This window comes from Psychrobacillus glaciei (assembly GCF_008973485.1).
GTDB classification, from domain to species: Bacteria; Bacillota; Bacilli; order Bacillales_A; family Planococcaceae; genus Psychrobacillus; species Psychrobacillus glaciei.
Genome location: NZ_CP031223.1, coordinates 695,409 through 718,227, shown reverse-complemented (window position 1 = coordinate 718,227; position 22,819 = coordinate 695,409). Strand labels below are relative to the sequence as shown.

At 37.8% G+C, this 22,819-nt stretch carries 26 protein-coding genes; all 26 read right to left on the bottom strand.

Annotation, left to right across the window (positions count from 1 at the left end; genetic code table 11):
* Positions 1–29: 29 nt before the first annotated feature.
* A complete protein-coding gene (locus PB01_RS03410) occupies positions 30–890 on the bottom strand; it encodes a F0F1 ATP synthase subunit gamma (RefSeq protein WP_151698888.1) in 861 nt (286 codons plus the stop codon).
* 44 nt (positions 891–934) lie between these two features.
* The gene (atpA, locus tag PB01_RS03405; protein ID WP_151698887.1) at positions 935–2,443 is read right to left on the bottom strand and encodes a F0F1 ATP synthase subunit alpha; all 1,509 of its coding nucleotides are present in this window, start codon (positions 2,441–2,443) and stop codon (positions 935–937) included.
* A gap of 27 nt (positions 2,444–2,470) precedes the next feature.
* Positions 2,471–3,007 (bottom strand): F0F1 ATP synthase subunit delta, encoded by a 537-nt coding sequence (locus PB01_RS03400; RefSeq protein WP_151698886.1) that lies wholly within the window; start codon positions 3,005–3,007, stop codon positions 2,471–2,473.
* The gene (gene atpF, locus PB01_RS03395) at positions 3,004–3,528 is read right to left on the bottom strand and encodes a F0F1 ATP synthase subunit B (protein WP_151698885.1); all 525 of its coding nucleotides are present in this window, start codon (positions 3,526–3,528) and stop codon (positions 3,004–3,006) included. Before atpF ends, PB01_RS03400 begins: the two co-directional genes overlap by 4 nt.
* Positions 3,529–3,644: 116 nt before the next feature.
* Positions 3,645–3,869, bottom strand: a complete 225-nt coding sequence (gene atpE, locus PB01_RS03390; protein WP_053590520.1) for a F0F1 ATP synthase subunit C — start codon at positions 3,867–3,869, stop codon at positions 3,645–3,647.
* Between the two features lie 68 nt (positions 3,870–3,937).
* On the bottom strand, positions 3,938–4,651 hold the full coding sequence (atpB, locus tag PB01_RS03385; RefSeq protein WP_151698884.1) for a F0F1 ATP synthase subunit A: 714 nt from the start codon (positions 4,649–4,651) through the stop codon (positions 3,938–3,940).
* A gap of 26 nt (positions 4,652–4,677) precedes the next feature.
* Entirely contained in the window at positions 4,678–5,052 is a 375-nt protein-coding gene (locus tag PB01_RS03380) for an ATP synthase subunit I (protein ID WP_151698883.1), read from the bottom strand.
* 6 nt (positions 5,053–5,058) lie between these two features.
* Positions 5,059–5,247: an AtpZ/AtpI family protein gene (locus PB01_RS03375; protein ID WP_151698882.1), complete on the bottom strand. Its 189-nt coding sequence runs from the start codon at positions 5,245–5,247 to the stop codon at positions 5,059–5,061.
* A 250-nt stretch (positions 5,248–5,497) separates the two neighbouring features.
* Positions 5,498–6,127, bottom strand: a complete 630-nt coding sequence (gene upp / locus PB01_RS03370) for a uracil phosphoribosyltransferase (protein ID WP_151698881.1) — start codon at positions 6,125–6,127, stop codon at positions 5,498–5,500.
* A gap of 547 nt (positions 6,128–6,674) precedes the next feature.
* Positions 6,675–7,910, bottom strand: coding sequence for a serine hydroxymethyltransferase (locus PB01_RS03365; protein ID WP_151698880.1), 1,236 nt, complete (start codon positions 7,908–7,910; stop codon positions 6,675–6,677).
* 20 nt (positions 7,911–7,930) lie between these two features.
* The gene (locus tag PB01_RS03360; RefSeq protein WP_151698879.1) at positions 7,931–8,476 is read right to left on the bottom strand and encodes a TIGR01440 family protein; all 546 of its coding nucleotides are present in this window, start codon (positions 8,474–8,476) and stop codon (positions 7,931–7,933) included.
* A 14-nt stretch (positions 8,477–8,490) separates the two neighbouring features.
* Positions 8,491–8,931: a ribose 5-phosphate isomerase B gene (gene rpiB, locus PB01_RS03355; RefSeq protein ID WP_151698878.1), complete on the bottom strand. Its 441-nt coding sequence runs from the start codon at positions 8,929–8,931 to the stop codon at positions 8,491–8,493.
* Between the two features lie 238 nt (positions 8,932–9,169).
* Entirely contained in the window at positions 9,170–10,474 is a 1,305-nt protein-coding gene (locus PB01_RS03350) for a methyl-accepting chemotaxis protein (RefSeq protein ID WP_151698877.1), read from the bottom strand.
* A 2-nt stretch (positions 10,475–10,476) separates the two neighbouring features.
* Positions 10,477–10,920 (bottom strand): low molecular weight protein arginine phosphatase, encoded by a 444-nt coding sequence (locus PB01_RS03345; protein WP_151698876.1) that lies wholly within the window; start codon positions 10,918–10,920, stop codon positions 10,477–10,479.
* Between the two features lie 56 nt (positions 10,921–10,976).
* Entirely contained in the window at positions 10,977–11,480 is a 504-nt protein-coding gene (locus PB01_RS03340; RefSeq protein WP_151698875.1) for a manganese efflux pump MntP, read from the bottom strand.
* 178 nt (positions 11,481–11,658) lie between these two features.
* On the bottom strand, positions 11,659–12,687 hold the full coding sequence (locus tag PB01_RS03335) for an L-threonylcarbamoyladenylate synthase (protein WP_151698874.1): 1,029 nt from the start codon (positions 12,685–12,687) through the stop codon (positions 11,659–11,661).
* Positions 12,688–12,755: 68 nt separating this feature from the next.
* On the bottom strand, positions 12,756–13,286 hold the full coding sequence (locus PB01_RS03330) for a stage II sporulation protein R (RefSeq protein ID WP_151698873.1): 531 nt from the start codon (positions 13,284–13,286) through the stop codon (positions 12,756–12,758).
* Positions 13,287–13,330: 44 nt separating this feature from the next.
* Positions 13,331–14,188 carry a peptide chain release factor N(5)-glutamine methyltransferase gene (gene prmC, locus PB01_RS03325; protein WP_151698872.1) on the bottom strand — a complete coding sequence of 286 codons (858 nt, stop codon included), beginning with the start codon at positions 14,186–14,188 and terminating at the stop codon, positions 13,331–13,333.
* Positions 14,181–15,260 carry a peptide chain release factor 1 gene (gene prfA / locus PB01_RS03320; protein ID WP_151698871.1) on the bottom strand — a complete coding sequence of 360 codons (1,080 nt, stop codon included), beginning with the start codon at positions 15,258–15,260 and terminating at the stop codon, positions 14,181–14,183. Before prfA ends, prmC begins: the two co-directional genes overlap by 8 nt.
* Before the next feature lie 512 nt (positions 15,261–15,772).
* Positions 15,773–16,345, bottom strand: a complete 573-nt coding sequence (locus tag PB01_RS03315) for a thymidine kinase (RefSeq protein ID WP_151698870.1) — start codon at positions 16,343–16,345, stop codon at positions 15,773–15,775.
* 140 nt (positions 16,346–16,485) lie between these two features.
* Positions 16,486–16,701 carry a 50S ribosomal protein L31 gene (gene rpmE / locus PB01_RS03310; protein ID WP_151698869.1) on the bottom strand — a complete coding sequence of 72 codons (216 nt, stop codon included), beginning with the start codon at positions 16,699–16,701 and terminating at the stop codon, positions 16,486–16,488.
* Positions 16,702–17,126: 425 nt separating this feature from the next.
* Positions 17,127–18,410, bottom strand: coding sequence for a transcription termination factor Rho (rho, locus tag PB01_RS03305; RefSeq protein WP_151698868.1), 1,284 nt, complete (start codon positions 18,408–18,410; stop codon positions 17,127–17,129).
* A gap of 339 nt (positions 18,411–18,749) precedes the next feature.
* Positions 18,750–19,712 carry a class II fructose-bisphosphatase gene (gene glpX, locus PB01_RS03300; RefSeq protein ID WP_151698867.1) on the bottom strand — a complete coding sequence of 321 codons (963 nt, stop codon included), beginning with the start codon at positions 19,710–19,712 and terminating at the stop codon, positions 18,750–18,752.
* A 168-nt stretch (positions 19,713–19,880) separates the two neighbouring features.
* Positions 19,881–21,158: a UDP-N-acetylglucosamine 1-carboxyvinyltransferase gene (locus tag PB01_RS03295; protein ID WP_151698866.1), complete on the bottom strand. Its 1,278-nt coding sequence runs from the start codon at positions 21,156–21,158 to the stop codon at positions 19,881–19,883.
* A gap of 19 nt (positions 21,159–21,177) precedes the next feature.
* The gene (gene fsa, locus PB01_RS03290) at positions 21,178–21,825 is read right to left on the bottom strand and encodes a fructose-6-phosphate aldolase (protein ID WP_151698865.1); all 648 of its coding nucleotides are present in this window, start codon (positions 21,823–21,825) and stop codon (positions 21,178–21,180) included.
* A gap of 91 nt (positions 21,826–21,916) precedes the next feature.
* A complete protein-coding gene (locus PB01_RS03285) occupies positions 21,917–22,774 on the bottom strand; it encodes a class II fructose-bisphosphate aldolase (RefSeq protein WP_151698864.1) in 858 nt (285 codons plus the stop codon).
* Between the last annotated feature and the right edge of the window lie 45 nt (positions 22,775–22,819).

The following is a 22,819-nucleotide window of genomic DNA, read 5'->3' as shown; positions in this document are numbered from 1 at the left end:
TCCCTCCTGTCTTACTTTTCTATCATTTACTATTCTTGAGCCGCTGCACCGCCAACAATTTCCGTAATTTCTTGTGTAATTGCCGCTTGTCGTGCTCGGTTATAAACTAATGTTAAGTTACCTATTAAATCAGTTGCGTTGTCTGTCGCGGATTTCATCGCAGACATACGAGAAGCATGTTCACTTGCTTTACCATCGAGTAATGCACCAAAAATTAGGCTTTCCGCATATTGTGGAAGTAACACTTCAAGAATTGCTTCAGCTGAAGGCTCAAATTCGTATGAAGCGGTTGTGCCTGTTTCTACTGCAATATCCGTAAGTGGCAGTACCTTTTTCTCTGTAACTTCACTAGAGATGGCACTGACAAAGTGGTTATAGTACATATAAAGTTCATCATATGTACCATCCGTGAACATACCAACAGCTCTGCGAGCGATTTCTTTAATATCAGAAAAAGCAGGTTGATCTGGTAAACCTATAACTTCTTCTATTACATTCGAACCACGTTTTACGAAGAAGTCACGTCCCATACGACCTATCGCCAAAATTACATATTCATCATTTGAAGCATGTCGCTCAGTTATCGCATTAGATACAGCACGGATTATGTTACTGTTATATGCTCCAGCTAAACCACGATCTGCAGTGATAACAAGATATGCAGTCTTTTTGACAGGACGAGAAGTTAACATTGGATGTCCACTATCACTTGTGCCTGTAGCAATTGCACCCACTACTTCTTGAATTTTCGACATGTAAGGAACATATGCTTTCGCATTTTCCTCTGCACGATTTAATTTAGAAGCAGAAACCATTTGCATAGCTCTCGTAATTTGACTTGTTTTCTTTGTTGACGTAATTTTACTTTTAATGTCGCGTAATGATGCCACTGGTATTTCACCACCTTATTGTTTTTTTCACTTGGACAAAAGAATTATTCGGATTTAGCGAAAGTCTTTTTGAATGCAGAAATTGCATTTGTTAAGTCTTCATCTGAAGGAAGATCTTTTGTTGTGCGAATATGATCTAAAACGTTTGTGTGGTTTGAATCTAACCAGCTATGAAGCTCAGCTTCGAAGCGAGTAACATCTTTTACTGGAATATCATCTAAATGGCCACGAGTAAGTGCGTATAAAATTATAACTTGTTTTTCTACCTTAATAGGATTATTCAAGTCTTGTTTTAATACTTCTACTGTACGTACACCACGGTTAAGTTTTGCTTGAGTTGCAGCGTCAAGATCTGATCCAAATTGAGAGAATGCTTCCAGTTCACGGAATGCAGCTAAGTCTAGACGAAGCGTACCCGCAACTTTTTTCATTGCTTTAATTTGTGCTGAACCACCTACACGGGATACGGATAAACCAGCGTTGATTGCTGGACGTACGCCTGAGAAGAATAGATCAGATTGTAAGAAGATTTGACCATCTGTAATAGAAATTACGTTTGTTGGAATATAAGCAGAGATATCTCCCGCTTGTGTTTCAACGAACGGTAATGCAGTTATTGAACCTGCACCAAGTGTTTCATTTAACTTCGCAGCGCGTTCAAGAAGGCGACTGTGTAAGTAGAATACATCCCCTGGATATGCTTCGCGACCTGGAGGACGTTTAAGAAGTAAAGAAAGCTCACGGTAAGCAGCTGCTTGTTTTGATAAATCATCATAAACAATTAGAACATGCTTGCCATCGAACATAAACTCTTCCGCCATTGTTACACCAGCATAAGGTGCTAAGTATAATAATGGAGCTGGTTGAGATGCAGATGCAGTTACAACGATTGTGTAATCTAATGCACCTTTTTTACGAAGTGTTTCTACAACGTTACGTACAGTCGATTCTTTTTGACCGATTGCAACATAGATACAAATCATATTTTGGTCTGCTTGGTTAAGGATTGTATCAATCGCTACAGATGTTTTACCTGTTTGACGGTCACCGATGATTAACTCACGTTGTCCACGTCCGATTGGTACAAGTGCGTCAATTGCTTTAATACCTGTTTGAAGTGGTTCATGAACAGATTTACGTGCCATAACTCCTTGTGCAGGACTTTCAATTGGACGATTTTTTGTAGTTGCGATAGGACCTAGTCCATCCACTGGTTGACCAAGTGGATTAACAACGCGGCCAATCAATTCTTTACCTACAGGAACTTCCATAATACGGCCAGTTCGACGTACTTCATCGCCTTCTTTAATGTCTGAGTATGGTCCTAAAATAACGATACCTACGTTATTAGCTTCTAGGTTTTGTGCCATTCCCATAACACCAGTTGAGAATTCTAAGAGTTCTCCGGCCATGACGTTGTCGAGGCCATGAGCAAGAGCGATCCCGTCACCTATTTTGATAACTGTACCAACGTCGCTAACTTTCATCTCAGATTCATAATTCTCAATCTGCTGTTTAATCAAGACACTGATTTCTTCAGCTTTGATGCTCATGTATGTCACCTCTCTAAATTCATAATATTAACCGATCAAGTTACGTTTTAAACGATCTAATTTAGTGCTTAGACTGTTATCGTAAATGCGGTTTCCGATTTGAATACGTATTCCACCAATAATAGATGGATCTACAATGTTTTCTATACGTAAAGAATGTTTACCAACATTTTTTGCAAATGCAGTTGAAATGTTCGTTCGCTCTTCTTCTGTTAATGCACGAGTTGAATATACTTTCGCATCTGAAACACCTTGTGCTTCATTTGAAAGCGTCATAAACTCATTAATAATATTTCCCACTTCGCCTAATCGTTTTTTGTCAATAAGCACTAGAAGTGTATTAATCACAATTGGATTAGCGTTTGTAAAGATTTGTCGAATCAGCTCTTTTTTCTTGTCTAGAGATAACTTAGGAGAAGAGAATAGTGTATTCAATTCTTTGTTTGTATTCCAGACAATTTTAAGCTCACGTAAATCTTCTTCAACAGAACGAAGCTCATTTTTTTGTTGTGCTAGTTCGAATAGTGCGATTGCGTAACGCTTTGCGGCAGTTGAATTGCTCAATTAACTTCGCCTGCCTTCGCAATCGTTGCCTCGATTAGCGCACGATTATCTTCTTCCGAAACTTCTTTTTCAAGAACTTTGGACGCTGCAAGTACTGAAAGTGAAACGACTTCTTCACGTACTGCTGCAATCGCTCTTTCTTTTTCTGTATCGATTTCACGGATAGCAGATTCTTTCAAACGCACAGCTTCAGAACGAGCAGTCGTCATTATTTCTTCACGAGATGCTTCGCCTTGCTTCTTGGCATTTTCTACAATCGCTAATGCTTCCGTACGTGCTTCTTTTAATAAGTCACGTTGTTCTTCAAGTAAACGCACCGATTCTTGGCGGCTATTTTCAGCTGCTTCGATTTCGCTTGCAATTAACTCTTCACGTTGAATCATAATACCCATCAGTGGGCCCCATGCTACTTTCTTTAATAGAAATAAAAGTAGAACAAAGAAGCATAATGTAGCTAATATATCCCAAATATTTAACCCATCATGGGCACTCGCACCTAGTACAAGGTAATCAAAAGACACGATTGTTTCACTCCTTTCAAACGCTATTAAGAGATCTTGCTTCTATAATGTAAGTTAGTATGCATTTTTTTCTTATTCATAAAGAGAATGGCGGATAGAAACCCGCCATTAAGTTATTATTTGTTTAATACGATGAAAGCGATAACTGCTGCGATAATTGGAATCGCCTCAACTAACGCTACCCCGATGAACATAACTGTTTGTAAAGCTCCACGTGCTTCTGGTTGACGAGCGATACCTTCTACTGTTTTTGAAACGATTAAACCGTTACCAATACCTGCACCAAGTGCGCCTAAACCGATTGCTATAGCTGCTGCTAAAAGACCAACTGAACCTACCATTGTGTAATTTCCTCCTTGGAATGTTGTTTATTTTTATTTATTTCTGCTTATAAATTTAAGCAGTTATATTAATGGTCTGTCGACACTTTGTGCGACATATAAACCATTGTTAACATAACGAAAATGAACGCTTGGATTCCACCAATAAATAGCGAGAAACCTTGCCATGCCATTGCTGGAATAATTGCTCCCAAAAAGCCTAATGGACCTGATACTGCTAAACCTGCAAGTAGTCCTAGTAGAACTTCCCCTGCATAAATGTTACCGTAAAGACGAAGACCGAGTGTCAACGTATTTGCGAATTCTTCAATAATCTTCAATGGAAATAAAAATGGTAGTGGTTTTAAATACGTATCTACATTGTATTGTTTGAAACCTTTCATTTTGATTCCGTAATAGTGCGTTAAAAGGATAATCATTACTGATAACGTCATTGCTACTGTAGGATCTGCAGTTGGTGATTTCCACCAAAGTACTCCATCATACTTAATGGAGAATGGAAGACCTAATACGTTTGCTACCGCAATAAACATGATCAATGTAATTCCAAGAACATGGAATTGTCCGCCTGTTTTCCAATCAAAATTACTTTTAATAATGCCTTTCACGAAGTCCATAATCCACTCCATAAAGTTCTGCATACCAGTTGGTTTCAGTTTCAAGTTTCTTGTCGCAATAAAAGCGATCAAAAATACGATGAGTGTAGTAACGGCAAGCATTAATATATTTGACCAGTTACCAGACATCCCTAAAAACTCGAACGTTGGATTTGCATGTTCCACGATTCTTTCACCTCTCTTTCACTTTCTCATAGTTGGTGTTTTGTGTAATACATAATTCGTTCTACTATTAGTAGAACATAGGGTATCATTAATCCAATAACTGTGCTTATTAGATGAATATAATTTGGTAATGCTAGAGCTATTGCTACAGCAGCCACGCCTGATGCGAAGCGGAAAGTTGTCCCGAGACCTGCTCGTCCTTTTCCATCTGTTAACACACGATCAAATTTCTCCATTCTACGTACTAGAATCCAGAAATTATACAGACCAAATAAAGAACCTAGCGCTAAGCCTGCAAATATTGTCGAATAAGGGGTAAATCCCCAACCTAGCACACATACTGCGAGCAAAAAAAATATGTACTTTTTCTGCTTCGTAAAGATACGTTGCAATTCATGCATTAGTCTTTAGTCTCCTGAATCATATTTTCGAATGGTAGTAATAATGGCAAACATGCCAACCATAAGGTCTACGAGCATACTTATTACTAAAAATAATGGAGTGGTTCTATAGATATCATCTATCCACATTCCTGTGAATATACCTATTAAGTTAGAACCGATAAACTGTGAGAGATTCGCAAAAATACATTGCAATCCCTTGTAACGGGCGTCTATTGGGACGCATAAAAGGATCCTCACGTTTTTTCTTTTAAAGTAAAAACTGTGAATCTAGTAGGAAGTTGATACGACAAGTATTTCAAGCATGAAACCCCTATCATTTTATATCCTTTGTAAGCATACAATAGGGGCAAAATGATGTCAATTAGAAGTAGTGAAATTCTTCACAAATACCTTCTATTTGACATCTTATCGACAAATTTAGAGCAGGAAAATATTCACTTTTTTATTTTGTTCCAAACAAACGATCCCCTGCATCTCCTAAACCTGGAACGATATAGCCATGGTCGTTCAGTTTTTCATCTAATGCTGCTATATAGATATCCACATCTGGATGCGCTTTTTGCAATGCTTCCACGCCTTCAGGAGCCGCGATTAAACACATAAACTTAATATGTATTGCGCCTCGTTTTTTCAATGAGTTCACTGCTTCAATTGCAGAACCCCCTGTTGCAAGCATTGGGTCAACTAAGATAAAGTCACGATCTGCTACATCCGCAGGTAGTTTTACATAATATTCAACCGGCTGTAGTGTTTCTGGATCACGGTAAAGACCGATATGCCCTACTTTTGCAGCCGGAATAAGTTTTAATATCCCATCAATCATTCCAATTCCAGCACGTAATATAGGCACAATCCCTAACTTTTTACCTGCCAACACTTTTGATTTGGTTTTTTGGACTGGCGTTTCTACTTCTGTTTCTTCTAAAGGTAAATCACGTGTAATTTCAAAAGCCATTAATGTAGCTACCTCGTCTACAAGTTCACGAAACTCTTTTGTTCCTGTATTTACATCACGGATATATGTAAGTTTATGTTGAATAAGTGGATGATCAAATACAAATACTTTTGTCATATGGCATATCTCCTTCTTGTTTTAGTTGCAATTCTACTAATTATACCAAAAATCGCGGGTGATATACTAGCAATCCCCCGTTCTTACTATTGCGTCTATTTCTTTGGCGTCATCAGTTTGTTAAAATAAAAATCTTGACCAATTAAATAACTAACTTTTCTCAAATATTTTTTAATTAAATCTCAATTACCATTATATTGCCCAAAAATGATAACTACAATTCGCAAGAAAAGAGAATCTTCTATAAAACGAGCCACTGCAGTCGCAGGAGCTCATTTTTTTTTGCGAGAAGCTTGCATAAGAGCGATTATTTATTAACAAATTTATTGGAATTACTCTTTTTCATTGTCCAAGACGTCTTTTTAGAAATCCTGAGCCGCTCAACTGGAGAATTTTTTTACACTAAATGGAACTTCGAGACCAATTTATCCGAAGGTGAGACCAATTCCTTCTAACCCGAGATTAACTCAAACGGGTATCCGAATAAGGATACCCACATAAAAAAGCTACTTTTCTCAACGAAAAGTAGCTTTTAACTATTAAATTATTAACTATATAAAGGAAACTTAGAAGTTAATGCAGCAACTCTATCTTTCGATTCTTTTAGGATTGCCTCATCTTCGTGGTTTTTCAATAGTTTTGCAATAATAATAGCGATTTCTTTCATTTCTTCCTCTTTAAATCCACGCGTTGTCACAGCTGGTGTACCTATACGAACGCCAGATGTGATAAATGGACTTGCTGTATCAAAAGGAATAGTATTTTTATTTACTGTAATTCCAACTTCGTCAAGGACATGTTCAGCTACTTTACCAGTTAATCCTAAAGCTGAAACATCCAATAACATCACGTGATTGTCCGTCCCACCAGATACAATGCGAATACCTTCATCTGTTAAACTATCTGCTAGTGTTTTAGCGTTAGCAATTACTTGCGCTTGATATTCTTTAAATCCAGGTTGTTGTGCTTCACCAAACGCTACGGCTTTTGCAGCGATAACATGCATTAGTGGACCACCTTGAATTCCCGGGAAAATCGTTTTATCAATTTTCTTAGCAAATTCTTCTGTTGTTAAGATTAATCCTCCACGAGGTCCGCGCAATGTTTTATGTGTAGTTGAAGTGACAAAATGAGCATGTGGTACTGGGTTTGGATGAAGTCCTGCAGCAACAAGACCTGCAATATGCGCCATATCAACAAATAAGTAAGCTCCTACTTCATCTGCAATTTCACGGAATTTAGCAAAGTCAATGGTACGTGAATACGCACTTGCTCCAGCAACGATCATTTTAGGTTTATGTTCTAGTGCAATTGCACGAATGTTCTCATAATCGATTGTTTCATCTTCTTTACTTACACCATAATCAATGAAGTTATATTGAATTCCACTAAAGTTTACAGGAGAACCATGCGTTAAATGTCCGCCATGTGACAAATTCATACCTAATATCGTGTCACCAGGTTGTAAAGCAGTCATGTATACTGCCATATTTGCTTGTGAGCCTGAATGTGGCTGTACATTTGCATGTTCTGCTCCAAAAATTTCTTTCAAACGATCACGAGCAATATTTTCCACTATATCTACATACTCACAACCACCATAGTAGCGTTTACCTGGGTAGCCTTCTGCATATTTATTCGTAAGTACCGATCCTTGTGCTTCCATAACTGCTTCGGATACGAAATTTTCTGACGCGATTAACTCAATATTAGCTTGTTGACGTTTTTTCTCCGCCAGCATAGCTTCATATACTGCTGGATCTTGTGATAAAATTTTCTCCACTTTTAGTTCCTCCTCCAATATCATCCGTAAAATGCACGCTCTCCACCAATTAGCTTCGGACGTGTTTTCGCAATCGTAACGACCGCTCCCCCAATTTGCTTTGTGGACACGCGAATCGGTACAGCAACTGGTTGCAACTGCATGCCGATTAGGGTTTGTCCTATATCAATACCGGCATGTGCTTGCACATGCTCGACAACTACAGGGTCTTGAAATTGAGTGTACGCATAAGCAGACATAGAACCTCCTGCGCGAACAACTGGAATAACAGAGACTTCCGGTAATCGATAGAAGAGTTGCGTTTTTCTTTCCATTGTAATTGCTCGATTTATATGTTCACAGCCTTGAAATGCTAAGTGGACTTTATGTCGATTCGCAAATGCTTGTAATGGTTCAAATAAAACTTCCGCTACTTCTATGCCACCGGCAGTACCAATTTTCTCGCCGATAATTTCAGAAGTAGAACAGCCAATGACAAATAAATCATTTTCTTTTAAAATTGCTTGCTGCTCCACTTCTAATAGAAGCTGTTTTATTTGTTGTTTCCACAAATGTTTTGCTTCCATACGAAATCACCTCTTTATGCGTTTTCTAATGCAGTAATTTTCTCAATACGACGCTCATGGCGTCCACCTTCAAAATCTTGCGCAAGCCACGTTGCAACGATTTCCCTTGCAAGTCCAGGACCTATTACTCGTTCACCCATCGCAAGGACATTAGAATCATTATGACATCTCGTTGCTTTTGCAGAAAACACATCATGTACTAATGCACAACGAATACCTTTTACTTTATTTGCTGCAATTGACATTCCAATACCTGTACCACAAATTAATATTCCACGATCAAAATCTCCACTAGCAACACCTTCTGTAACCGGCATCGCATAGTCTGGATAATCGACTGAATCGTTATTAGTTGGACCGAAGTCCTTATAGGAAAGTCCAAGCTCTTCTAGCTGTTGTATAATTTCTTTACGTAGGTTATTACCACCGTGATCGGAAGAAATGGCTATTTTCAACTCGTTCCCTCATTTCTGTTTAAATTCTCATTCATCATACCATTTTTCAGAATAAAAAAATACAATTCACATATAGTGAATTGTATTTAATACAAAGAATCGAACGAATTTCTGTCAATTCTCTGACTCTACTATGTTTTTTTTATTAAACAACCACTAAACACGAACAATAATAATTAAATCTATCTTTCACATTCGCATTCACATCATTAATATGCCACATTTTCTTCAAGAACCATTATTGTGTAGTTCGATCAAATTGACTTATCACTTTAAACAGCTCATTCGATTGTTGTTTCAGTCCTTCAGATAAATGGTCGATTTGTTCAATCGAGCGGGCTTGCTCATCTGTGGAACTTCTCACTTCTTCCGCACCCGCTGATGTTTCTTCTGCAATCGCAGCTACTTCTTGCGATTGACGAGCAGTACTTTCAATATTAGTTAATTGTTGTTCAATGAGTGTTGATATTTCGACAACAGACCCAGCCATGTTATGGATTTTATTGGACATCCCTTCGATTGCTGCGTTTGTATCAGATACTCTTTTTGCTTCCCCTACCGCAAAGCTAACTTGGTTAGTCATTTGCTGCACAACTGTTTGCACATCTTTTTGAATGGCAAGGATTAATTCGGAAATGCCTTGAACAGCTTTTGCACTTTCATCCGCTAATTTGCGAACTTCTTCTGCTACAACTGCAAAACCTTTTCCATGCTCGCCAGCACGTGCTGCTTCGATGGATGCATTTAGCGCCAGTAGATTCGTTTGCGCCGCAATATCCCCTACTAATTGAATAATACTTTCTACTTTTCCTGCGTTCTCTTCCAATTGTTGTACATTTCCTAGTGCTGCTTCACTTCCCGAGGCAATTTTTCGAATGCCATTTACAAGTGATTCAATAACATCTGTTGTTTGTGCTAAACCTGCAATCATTTCCTTGGATTGAACAGATGATTCTTCTGCACGTTTATTTACTTCAGATGCAAGCACTCTTACATCTTCTACTGATTCCGCAGTTTCTTGCACTGCTACAGCCGATTGTTCTGCGCCTTGTGAAATTTGCGCAATTGTATGGGCGATTGCTTCAGCTTGCACAGAAGCACCAGACGATTGTTCCGATAATTGCTGGACAGTATTATTTGTCTTCTCAAAATTATCTTCAATACTTTGGACCATTTCTCTTAAGTTCACAAGCATTGTTTGGAAAGCAATAGCAACAGATTGAATTTCATCTTTGGATTTTGGCACATTTACATCCACACCAATTTTCCCTTCTGAAGCAAGGGTTGCAACTTTTTCTAAATTAAATAAAGGCTTTATAATTACCCCACTGAAAAAATAAGCTAGTACAGCCGACCAAAAAATACCCAAAGCATACATAGCTATTTCAAAATTGAATGATTTTGTTGCACTTTCAAATATTAGCGGTTGTATAAAGTTTATAAAAATTGCACTTGTTGTGTATGTAATAATAGCTAAAACGGTGACAAATAATACAATCTTTTTTTGTAGTCCAAATGAATACTTCTTCTTTTTCTCTTTCATCCCTAATCCCCCCGGAGTCTTTTCACTAGTTCATCTGTCAGTGCAAGTATTTCTTGAAACGTGTTTTCATATGTACACAGGTCCCCACCGTAAGGATCTGAGACATCTTGTACATTTTGGGGTGTTACAAACTCTTTGTACATATACACTTTGGTTTTAGTATGTGGAAACGCTTGAACGATTGTTTGTTTATGAGAAAATGTCATCGTTAAGATAAGATCTGCCCAATCTACTAATCGCTCATCTAATGCAGTTGTTTCATGAGCAAACGGTATCAGAGCATTATTTAATACTAATTGCCCATTTAAAGATATATTTCCTCCGTTCATTGCATAAATACCTGCTGAACGAACTTCCACATTATCTAAACAACGAGCCCTTAATAACGCCTCTGCTATCGGACTTCGACATGTATTTCCCGTACAAACAAACAATATATTTCTCATTCTATTTCCCCATCTCTAGTATATAATATTTAGTCCTATAAATGTTTTAAATATTGTTAAATATTTCGTAAAGTCAGAATTCCCATCAATAAAAGAACTAGTCCAGCTAGACGCATAATAATCGCTCGATTCATAAATGCATGTTTAAAAATGACTTTTTGAGCAATAAATACAGCCAAAAAAGAAAAGATTCCAGCGCTTAAGATAAATATAAACTTTTCCACTTTAAGCATACCAAACGAAATACTTACTGAAAAGGTATCAATACTTGCAACCATAGCAAGAAGATAAGGAGAGAATAGCGGAACTTGTTTAGGAGATTGCGTAATAATCATTTGTAAACCAACTAGCGAAAGAAGAACTCCAGATAAATAAGGACTTGCATGTTGCAAATAGTTTTGCACAACGATTCCAGCGTAATAACCGATTAAAGGGAAAAGCATATGTAATGAAGCTACCCACGCAGCAATGGTAAAAACTTGTTTTCGATACGATACAAGTGAAAACAATATAAGCACGTCTACAGACATCAAAACGCCTGCTAAAATTTCACGCCACAAAAAAATCTCTCCTGTCCATTTGCATATTTAACTATATGCAAATAGATAGGAGAGAATACACTGATACCTCTTAAGAAATGTTTACCTTTGCATAACTAAAATTGTTGAAACGGTCAAATAACATTGACAATCGATTGAATACATCATGCAATCAGTCAAATATCAATGCGAACTGAAATTACTTAGCATACCAATTGCCGTTTGCAGCTTTTTCTAATCGATTCATAATAGCGGTTCCTACTCCTTCTTTTAAGAAAACAGGAACAAGCACTAAGTCTGCATCTGTTTCATCACAACTTCTTAGTGCTTCATACAATAAGTGTGCCGCGTCTTGTAATTGATTTTCTTTTCCCAATGAAAAAAAGTAATCTACCTCGATATCAGCGTACTGTTCACGTGCGATTAAAACTACCTTTTGAGAATCGCTATGTATTTTTTCGACCGCATTTCGTACGGTTAGTTCGGAATTTTCAATTAAATAGACAGGGGCATTTGGGGCATAGTGAGCATATTTCATACCCGGTGCACGAGGTGCTTCTGCATGATCTGTCGGTTTTGATTCATTGACTGGTCCGATTACTTTTTCGAGCATTTCTTTTGTGATTCCACCTGGACGAAGAATCGTTGGTACTTTGGATGTAACATCTAATACTGTTGACTCTAAACCAATACCTGTCGCACCACCATCAACTATTAAAGGGATTTTACCGTTCAAGTCGTGGAGTACGTGCATCGCTTTAGTAGGACTTGGTTTTCCACTTCTATTCGCACTCGGAGCAGCAACTGGTAGTTTTAAACGTCTAAGCAATTCAAGCGCTACCGGATGTTCAGGCATTCTAACTCCTACTGTATCTAATCCAGCTGATACATTTCTTGCAAGTGAATTTGGCTTTAGGGGAAGTATAAGTGTGAGGGGACCTGGCCAAAAAGCATCCATGCAATCCTTCGCTATTTGCGGAATATTCTTCGTGAAAGACATGAGTTCTTCTATTTCACCGATGTGCACAATTAGTGGATTATCCTGTGGTCTTCCCTTTGCTTCAAAAATTTTACTTACCGCTAATTCATTTGTTGCAACAGCACCTAGTCCATATACAGTTTCTGTCGGGAAAGCCACCGTTTCTCCTGCTTTTAATAAATCAATTGCTTGTGTATAACTTTGTTCTTCTGTGGATAAGTTATCCACACTCGCAATTTGTGTTTTCATGTCGTTTTCTCTCCTTTCTATCCCACTTATGCACAATTTGTTGATAACTTTCTTCTTTTTGTGGATAATTATGTGGAAAACTTCTTTTTTAACCATTCCCATATCCAAAACTTTGGCTTCTCTTTCACTACTTCTTCTTTGTAGCATACTTTTGGAAACAGTGCACACCACCAGTTATCGCCGCGGCCACTCCCAATTGTTATCACAACAGATTCCACATTTGTTTGTGCTGCTATTCCTTGATTCCACACTTTTGGTGGAAATAAAGCCAAGCCTGTGGATAAATAAATTTTTTGTTCAAACTTTTCTGATAACTTATCCACAACTTGTTCAAGTTCTGCATAACTTTGTGGATTATTTTGATATTGAATCAAAAGAGGCTCAATATTATTTTTCACTTCATTCTTTACCTGTTGGTCTTCCATTGTATTACTATTTGCGATCAATCGAAAACGTAGTCCATCTGCTTGATCGGTCGATTGAAATAAGAAAAACAAACAAAATTGAATAAGAAGTAACATCCACACGAAGAAAATAATAGCATCTATTTGTTTGCCAATTCTTGGAGTAGCTCTCTTTATCTCATAATCTGGTAACATATAACATTCCCCCTTAGGAACATTGTTACCAATAGATTCATAACTTATTCAGTAATTGTACAAAAAACAAAACGATTTTTTTTATTTATGTCTTTTACTATTTCTACAAGAGCTGCTGGAAAAGCTGTTTGCAGCATACTTTGTACAGCTGGCCCTTGTTCAAAGCCAATCTCAAAGCCAATGAAACTAGGAATATTCATCATAGAAGGTAGCTGTTCTACCATTTTTCGATATAATTGCAGCCCCTCTTCCTCTGCAAACAATGCTAAATGTGGTTCATAATCAATTACCGTATCGGAAAGAGAATCTGCTTCTTGCTGACCAATGTATGGTGGATTTGATAGGATAATATCCCATTTTTGATCAGCTAGCGGCACTAGTAAATCACCTAGTTTGAATTGAATTTCTGCATCTAATAACTGCGCATTTTTCATCGCCATTTCAAGCGCTTGTTGGGATATATCCGTTGCCGTAACTTTTGCAATAGGTATTTCTTTTTTTATAGTGACAGCTATTGCGCCACTTCCTGTACCAATATCAGCAATTTGCAGGATTTTATTTGCTTCGAAAAGAGGCTTTACACGTTTTTTTACTTCTTCTATTAATTCTTCTGTTTCCGGTCGTGGTATTAAGACGCTTTCATCTACAAAGAAATCTCGACCGTAAAAGGTTTCCTGTCCAATAATATATTGAAACGGACGCCCAGTTGCATGTTCTTCAACATATGACCAAAATATTTGAAGATTTTCTGCGGATAACTCCTCGTACATAGCAAACATCAATTGTGAATAGTTTTTCTTTAGCACATACTGCAACAAATAACGAGCTACTTCTTTTTCTCGATTGTTTTCTTCTAAAAAAGAAGAAGCCCGATTTAGGGCCTCATAAATTGTTTTATACATTGGTATCGTTCAATCTTTCTAGCTTGTCTGCTTGATCTTCTAATATTAATGCATCGACTACTTCATCAAGCTTTCCTTCTAGGATTTGGTCGAGTTTTTGAATCGTTAATCCAATACGGTGATCGGTTACACGATTTTGTGGATAGTTATATGTGCGAATTCGTTCGGAGCGGTCACCGGTACCAACTGCGGATTTTCGGACAGCATCATATTCCGCTTGTGCTTCTTGACGGAATTTGTCCGCAACACGTGCTCGAAGAATTTTCATGGCTTTTTCTTTGTTTTTAATTTGCGATTTTTCATCTTGCATCGAAACTGTAATTCCAGTTGGAAGATGCGTCAAACGAACAGCGGACATCGTTGTATTAACTGATTGTCCACCCGCACCAGAAGATGCAAATGTATCGGTACGAATATCTTTTTCATGAATTTCCACTTCTACTTCTTCTGCTTCAGGAAGAACTGCTACTGTAGCCGTTGACGTATGAATACGTCCACCAGACTCTGTTTCCGGAACACGCTGTACACGGTGCGCACCATTTTCGTATTTCATTTTCGAATACGCATTATTCCCATTAATCATGAAAATAATTTCTTTGAAACCACCAAGACCTGTCGGAGAAGAATCCATAATATCTACTTTCCAGTTTTGCGTTTCCGCGTAGCGACTGTACATACGGAATAGATTACCAGCAAATAATGCTGCCTCATCTCCCCCAGCAGCTCCGCGAATCTCCATAATAACGTTTTTATCATCATTTGGATCCTTCGGTATTAATAAAAGTCTAAGTCGCTCTTCTAATACCTCAATTTGAGCTACCAAATCATTTACTTCTTCCTTCACCATGTCCCGCATATCTGCATCAAGCTTTTCATCTAACATCAATTTTGCATCTTTATGTTGACTTTTGACCTCTTTGTATTCACGGTACGCGTCCACTGTATCCTGCAAATCCGATTGCTCTTTTGAATATTGTCTCAGCTTATTTATATCATTTACCACATCTGGGTCACTAAGCAATTCATTTAATTTATCATAACGATCTTCTACCGATTGTAATCGATCAAACATCGAGCTCACCTCGTTCGTATAAGTCTATATCATTCCTATTATAAAGAAAAAATGTCGTCCTCGCTACTTTTTCTATATTATTCTTTCCAAAGTAAGTTGTTTGTTTACATATAATGGCGGAGCGAGACCAGTTTCGAACAACCCGAGATCAAATCTCACAATATAGAGTTAAATCTGTGTGCGATTGAAGCATCAATGTTGAATTTTTGGATATAAATGGATAATAACAACCATTTCAACTGTAGGAGCAACCAATTAGAATAGAAGAGCAACCAAATATCCGTATGAGCAATTAATTCAACCGACAAAGCAACCAAATCTCACAATATAGCATTTACTCCATGTGAGATTGACTAACTAGTGGATAGAGTGAAGCGCTTCCTTGCATTATTATCCATAATCAACAATTAAACAGTAGAAGGAAATTAATTCTCGTGGATTCGAGATGAAATTCACAAACCGATTTAAAAATCCACCTTACTCGGATAGAATAAAGTGGATTTTGCTATGTGTTATAAAGGTGGATTTGCATGGCATTTTCGGCATACTGGATAATACGAATCGTTGCCACCAATATGGATTTGCTCTCCAGTGTAGATAGGTTGTCCATTTTCATCTACGCGCAAATTCATAATCGCTTTTTTATGGCAGAACCAACAAATTGTTTTCATTTCCTCAATTTTATCCGCGTATATTAACATATAACGACTACCTTCAAATAACTCATTTTGAAAGTCATTTTTTAACCCAAATCCCATTACGGGAATAGCTAATTCATCTACAATTTTTGTTAATTGTAAGACATGCTCTTTTTTCAAAAATTGCACTTCGTCAATTAAGACACAATATGGTTTTGGTGAATGATCTTTCACCAATTCATATAAATTTGTATCCCCGTAAATCGCTGTAGCTTTTCTCTTTAATCCTATTCTACTTGAGATATACCCAATTTCATCTCTTGTATCAATGCTAGGCGTAAAAATGATTACCGGTTTATCTTGTTCCTCGTAATTATGTGCTACTTTTAGAATTTCTATCGATTTGCCACTATTCATTGCACCATGCTTATAAAATAATTGCGCCATTCTAATTCTCCTTGCATTTCATTTTATTCATCTAACTTTTTTCCATTTCTTCTATCTATTTATATCATAGGTGGGTGACCATGACATAACAAAAATAAAAATACCCACAAAACACAATGTGCTTTGTAGGTATTTGGTAATTATTCGTTAATTTCTTCTTTGATACCGTATTTTTTGTTGAAGCGATCAACACGGCCATCCGCAGCTGCGAATTTTTGACGTCCAGTATAGAATGGGTGACATTCGCTACAGAACTCGACTTTAATGTCTGATTTTACAGAACCAGTTGTGAATGCGTTACCACATGAACATGATACTGTTGCTTCTTTGTAATCGGGATGAATTCCTACTTTCATCTCTATCTCTCCTCTCGCCCTGAACCATCTGGAACAGAGTTGGTTATGATACTGATACCTTACACGATCCGATCGTTGGCCAATCGTATATGTAGCAGAAAATTGTAAACTTACATCATATATAATAGCATGTTTACAGTTGATTCGCAAGCTAATTGTTTGTATTACTTACGCGAATCAATTTCGTGATTCAAATTTAGAGCATAAAACATGAACAATATTAATGTGAAATGAGAGGAGAATATGCATCATATACTCTTCATAATAAATAAGCATGATTTCCGCTATAGGCGGACGCTTCCCGCTGTAGTCGCCGCCTGTCTATCCAATCAATAAATCAAGTGTTATTCGTGTTTTAATAATTAAATGCTATTTATAAAATTAACTAACGCATCTATTAATAATCTATCCTTGCGTTTTTCTTATTATAGAGTCACTTTTCCACTACGATGTGCTTTCATTTCTACTGCGAGTTGCTCGAAGAATGCTTCGTTTGTTTTTGACTGACGAAGCTTTTTCAAGAAACGTTCTCCAAAATCTCCTGAATCGGAGAAGGTTTTGCGAATTGCCCAAAGTTTGTCCAGTTGATCTTTAGGAATAAGAAGCTCTTCTTTTCGTGTACCTGAGCGACGGATATCGATCGCTGGGAAAATTCGACGTTCCGCAAGACTTCTGTCTAAATGAAGTTCTAGATTACCCGTTCCTTTGAACTCTTCGTAAATTACTTCGTCCATACGTGATCCTGTATCTACTAATGCAGTAGCAAGAATTGTTAAGCTACCGCCTTCTTCGATATTACGTGCCGCTCCAAAAAAACGTTTTGGTCGGTGGAATGCTGCTGGATCAATACCACCTGATAACGTACGACCACTTGGAGGTATTACTAAATTGTATGCGCGAGCAAGTCTCGTAATCGAATCCATTAAAATGATAACGTCGCGTTTATGTTCAACTAAACGCATCGCTCTTTCTAAAACAAGCTCCGCTACTTTTACATGATTTTCTGGTACTTCATCAAATGTAGAACTTACCACATCTGCTTTAACGGAACGCTCAATGTCCGTTACTTCTTCTGGGCGTTCGTCTATTAATAAAACGATTAGTTCGGCGTTTGGATGATTCGTTGTAATTGCATTGGCAATTTCTTTAATCAATAAAGTTTTACCAGCTTTTGGTGGAGCAACGATTAATCCACGTTGGCCGTAACCAACAGGAGCTACTAAATCCATAATACGAGTCGATAATTTATCTGGTTCTGTTTCAAGCTTGATATGACGGTCTGGATAAAGTGCTGTAAGTCCTGGAAAATGGACTCTTTCTTTCGCAATTTCTGGATCTTCACCATTAACTAATTCAACATGTAAAAGGCCATAGTAGCGTTCACTTTCTTTAGGAGGACGCACTTTTCCCGTTACTTTATCTCCGTTACGTAAATCAAATCTTCTAATTTGGGAAGCAGAAATATAGATATCTTCAGAACTTGGAGAATAGTTAATAGGGCGTAAGAAACCAAAACCTTCTTGTTGGATAATTTCTAATACGCCTTCCATGAAGAAAAATCCTTCTTGTTCTGCACGAGATTTTAATATAGCAAAAATAAGTTCCTTTTTTGAAAGTTTGCTATAAGTTGCAACCTTATACTTTCGTGCAAGGGCATAAAGCTCTTTTAAAGTCATATTTTCTAGCTCATTAATAGTTGTTTGTGTCATTGGCAAAGCACCACTCTTTATTATATTTTGTTGTTTCGTTTTTTGGAAAATCAAATATACCTTGGCTTATTTTATACTGCGATTACTTGTCGCAAAAAATGTACCCAGATTTTGTATCTTACTTACGCGATTAATTCCCTTACAAAATCTGCGGCACTTGCCAGAGGTCTTATCCTATTCAATGGAGGATCAATAGACCACTGAACTTTATGAATTATTGACACTCATCTAGTTTTTGTAGAAATGGGAGACTACAGTTGAAAAAGATTTAATAGGATTGAAGTTTATAAAGAGGATACCCGACCGACTAAGCCGGGTATACATTAGAGAAGTTTAGTTTTATAGAACTAAATTCGGTTTTTTCTTTAGGCTATGGCGTCCTTCAACAAATCGGATTGTTCCTGATTTTGCACGCATAACGATAGAATGAGTAGAACCAAAAGCACCTTTAAACTGCACTCCGCGAAGAAGTTCTCCGTCCGTTACGCCTGTAGCAGCAAAGATAGCGTCGTCACCTTTAACTAAGTCTTCCATACGTAAAATTTTATTTACATCTAGACCCATTTTGATACAACGTGCCAGCTCTGCTTCGTCTTGAGGAATAAGTTTACCTTGGATTTCTCCGCCTAAGCATTTCAATCCAACTGCAGAGATAACCCCTTCAGGTGCCCCACCCATTCCAAAAAGAATATCTACACCAGTATTATCGAATGCTGTATTAATAGCTCCTGCTACATCGCCATCCGTGATTAACTTGATGCGTGCTCCTGCAGCTCTAATTTCATCGATAATTTTTTGGTGTCTTGGACGACCTAAAATGGTAGCCACTACATCTTCAATATCTTTATTTTTTGCACGGGCTACTGCTCTTAAGTTATCAATAACTGGTGCGTTAATATCCACTAGACCAACTGCTTCAGGACCGACTGCTAACTTTTCCATATACATATCTGGAGCATGAAGTAAATTTCCACGATCTGCAATTGCAAGTACTGCAAGAGCATTCCATCCACCTGAAGCCACGATATTCGTACCTTCTAAAGGATCCACTGCCACATCTACTTGAGGACCACCAGACCCATGTCCTAGCTTTTCTCCGATATATAACATCGGTGCTTCGTCCATTTCACCTTCCCCAATTACAACGACACCTTCCATTGGGATTGTGTCAAAAACTGTGCGCATAGCAGTAGTTGCTGCGTCGTCTGCTTCATTTTTTAATCCTCGTCCCATCCACCGTGCTGATGCGATAGCTGCGGCCTCTGTTACTCGGACTAATTCCATTGATAAACTACGTTCCATCTAATATGTGCCCCCCGGTTTACGGTTTACGGTTAAAAAACCCGTCCTGTCTTTCTTCCTGTTACATTGTAGCATATTTTCTAAATAAGAAAAGTGCAAGGTATTTGGAATTTGGACAGTTACTTTGTGGAAAAGTTATGCTTTACTACCTGTAAAATAGGATGCAATTTATTCGTTGTTTACTTCTATTTCTTTTATTTCCACTCGTCTAATATCTGCACCAAGCCCTTGAAGCTTTTCAATAATTGAACTATAGCCACGCTCTATATGAAATATATCTTGAATCTCTGTTTCTCCATCGGCAATTAAACCTGCAAGAACTAGCGCCGCACCAGCACGTAAGTCGCTTGCCCGAACCGTTGCAGCTTCCAGATTTACTGGTCCGGTAATGACAGCAGTTCTACCATCTACCCGTCCATTTGCACTCATTCGGCGAAGTTCATCAATTTGTTTAAATCTAGCCGAATAAATGGAATCCGTAATAACCGATGTACCAGTAGCTTGCGTCATTAATACCGAAAATGGTTGCTGTAAATCAGTCGGAAATCCCGGATACACAAGCGTTTTAACATCTACCGCTTGTAAGTTTTCGGGCTTTGGAATAAAAATCTGTTCTTCATACTCTTCCACTTTAACGCCCATTTCACGAAGCTTAGCTGTTAATGCTTCCACATGAAAAGGAATAACATTATCAATGGTGATGCCGTCTCCAGCAACTGCCGCCATAATCATGAACGTACCTGCTTCAATGCGATCTGGAATAATTGTATGCTTCGTGCCGTGTAATTCGTTTACACCATCAATTCGAATGACATTCGTTCCAGCACCTTTAATATTCGCACCCATATTGGATAAAAGAGTTGCAACATCAATGATTTCTGGCTCTTTTGCTGCATTTTCAATGATCGTTCTGCCTTTTGCAAGTACAGCAGCAAGCATTATATTAATCGTAGCTCCCACACTTACAACGTCTAAATAGATCTTAGATCCTACTAATTCATCCGCACGCAAATAAATTGCCCCATGCTCATTGGAAACAGTAGCTCCTAAAGCTTCAAAACCTTTAATATGTTGATCAATTGGGCGTGGCCCTAAATGACATCCTCCAGGTAATCCGATGGCAGCTTTTTTAAATTTCCCAAGAAGCGCACCCATTAAATAGTAAGAAGCTCGTAGTTTTTTTATATTACCATTTGGGAGCGGCATATCTACTATATTCGTCGGATCGATTGTCATTGTACCGTCTTCGAATGTAATTTTAGCCCCTACTTCTTCTAAAATTTCTTTTAATGTCCATACGTCTAAAATTTCCGGTAAACCTTCTATAGTCACAGGGGAGTTCGCCAGTAAGGAAGCTGGAATAAGTGCTACTGCACTATTTTTCGCTCCGCTTACTTTAATCGTTCCATGTAGCCGATTTGCACCTTTTATTTTATAAACTTCCATACGCTTCTCCTTCGTCTGGTTACTCGCTTTTACGATTGTTCCAATCCGCTAGAAATCCTTCAATTCCTTTGTCTGTCAAAGGATGATGAAATAATTGTTTTAAAACTTTAATTGGTGTTGTAGAAATATGCGCACCATTTAACGCAGCATCTGTAATATGTTGCGGATGTCTAATAGAAGCTGCAATAATTTCTGTATCAATGTTGTGAATCTCGAAAATTTGAGCAATCTTTGCAATTAATTCCATTCCGTCGTGTCCAATGTCGTCTAGACGACCTAGAAATGGAGATACATACGTTGCCCCAGCTCTGGCTGCTAATAACGCTTGGTTTGCAGAAAAAATAAGCGTTACATTTGTTTTAATTCCTTCTGAACGAAATACAGAACATGCTTTAAGTCCTTCGGGTGTCATAGGTAGCTTAACCGTAATATTGGGAGCAATTGCAGCAAGTTCTCTACCTTCTTTAATCATACCTTCCGCATCTAACGCGATTACTTCTGCACTCACAGATCCGTCAACTAATGCTGTAATTTCACGAAGACGATCATGGAAAGAAATATTTTCTTTTGCGACTAACGAAGGATTTGTTGTTACACCGGATAAAATACCCCATGCGTGTGCTTCCTTGATTTCATCGAAATTGGCTGTATCTATAAAAAATTTCATATTAATAATATCCTCCTATTGATGGAAAAATAGGAGAAGCTTCTGATTTAAAACAGAACACTTCTCCTTCTTTCAATATTACCCAACTGAATTATGCTTTGTTTGAGCTTCCAAATTCGCGCATTTTTCCGATAACCGTTGTTTTAATAGCATCGCGTGCTGGTATTAAATATTTACGCGGGTCATATTGACTTGAATTTTCATTTAAATAGTTTCGAATTGCGTTTGTTGCAGCAATTTGATTTTCTGTATTTACATTGATTTTAGCAGTTCCTAAAGAAATGGAACGTTCAATATCATGCGTTGGAATTCCTGTACCACCATGTAATACTAAAGGAAGATCTGCTAATTTAGATATTTCTTCCATTTCTTCAAATCCTAAGTTAGGTTCCCCTTTATACGGGCCGTGAACAGATCCTAATGCAGGCGCTAAGCAATCAATGGACGTACGTTTTACTAGCTCCGCACATTCTGAAGGATTTGCATAAATAACGCCATCCGCCACTACATCGTCTTCTTGTCCGCCAACTGTTCCAAGCTCAGCTTCTACTGAAATGTTACGCGCATGTGCGTAATCCACAACATTAGAAGTAATTTCTACGTTCTCTTCAAATGAATGATGAGATGCATCAATCATAACAGATGTGAACCCAGCATCAATCGCTTCTTTACATTTTTCAAAGCTAGAGCCATGATCTAAATGGATTGCCACTGGAACGGACGTTTTATAATCTTCCATCAGTCCTTTTACCATATGTACAACTGTTGTAAATCCGCCCATGTATTTTGCAGCACCTTCAGATACACCTAAAATAACAGGTGATTTCTCTTCTTCTGCCGCTTGTAAAATAGCTTGTGTAAATTCAAGGTTGTTAATATTGAATTGTCCTACAGCATATCCTTCTTTTTTTCCTTTTATAAGCATTTCTTTCATCGATACTAAAGCCATTTAAATGGACCTCCTCTTTTTGCTTTTATGCTCGTTTATTTACTT